Source organism: Bartonella sp. AA2SXKL (genome assembly GCF_042197205.1).
Classification (GTDB): domain Bacteria; phylum Pseudomonadota; class Alphaproteobacteria; order Rhizobiales; family Rhizobiaceae; genus Bartonella.
In genome coordinates, this window is record NZ_JBHIRN010000056.1 from 599 (window position 1) to 1,185 (window position 587).

Below are 587 nucleotides of genomic sequence, written 5' to 3' on the forward strand. Positions count from 1 at the left end.
CAGGGACAAAGTTCCGTTGTTGCAGAACTTAACTTACGTGGAATGAATGATGAGATTGCTGTTTTAAGCGGTACAACAAAGAATATTGAACTGTTGAACCAAATTATCAGCGAATATGGAGCAGACCCAGACATATGGCTGCCTATATTTCATCAAAGGAGAGAAAATCAATGAAAAAATATAGCTTAGTCACATTGTTATCTTTATTTTGCATCTCTCATGCAAAAGCACAAACAGCAACCCTTACTGATGAATATTATAAAAAAGCCTTAGAAAACACGCAAAAATTAGACGTTGCAAAATCACAAACAGCTGAGTCTATTTATGAATCTGCAACACAAACTGCAAACAAAATTAAGGACATAAACAATCAACTTGCAAATCTTAAAGCAGATACAAAGACTAAACCTGAACAATTGCAAGCCCTGCAAATAGAGCTGACTCTTCTCCAGGCACAGCTGCAAGCGGATACTTTAAAAATCCAGTCTCTTGCTATGATTCAAGCAAAAGATACGAAAACAAAAGAAGAATTGCGTGAAGAGCAAACACAAAAAAAGCATGAAGATCTTCAAAAACAATTAAAAGAA

Annotated in this window: 1 protein-coding gene; it reads left to right on the plus strand. The window is 35.3% G+C overall.

Going from position 1 to position 587, the window contains the following annotated elements; genetic code table 11:
• Positions 1 to 170: 170 nt before the first annotated feature.
• Positions 171 to 587, plus strand: a 417-nt coding sequence (locus ACFINS_RS09675) for a type IV secretion system protein VirB5 (protein WP_375706142.1), incomplete at its 3' end; no start/stop codon positions are given.